The following is a 221-nucleotide window of genomic DNA, read 5'->3' as shown; positions in this document are numbered from 1 at the left end:
CAGTAGCAGTAGCAGTAGCAACTGTGCTGGTATCAAGTAGTAGTGAGTTGTCTCGTTCAGGCTCGTAGTCGATGAGCTTTTGAAGATTTACCCAAGAATACTTTTTGCCAAGTTGAGATGCTTTGAATGCAATACCATTGAATACGAAAGAAAATCCGTTCATTCTCCCAGTGGTAGCTATGTTAGCTGTACATGAAACTTTGAGGGTGTACGTAATTCTG

The 221-nt window shown here is 41.2% G+C and carries 1 pseudogene; it reads right to left on the bottom strand.

Annotation, left to right across the window (positions count from 1 at the left end):
• Positions 1 to 221, bottom strand: a pseudogene (locus tag OB87_RS21060) (relaxase/mobilization nuclease domain-containing protein); the annotation flags it as partial.

It is taken from the genome of Dickeya undicola (assembly GCF_000784735.1).
Lineage (GTDB): Bacteria > Pseudomonadota > Gammaproteobacteria > Enterobacterales > Enterobacteriaceae > Dickeya > Dickeya undicola.
Note: the sequence above shows the minus strand (reverse complement) of the source record. Positions and strands in the feature narration are given on the sequence as shown.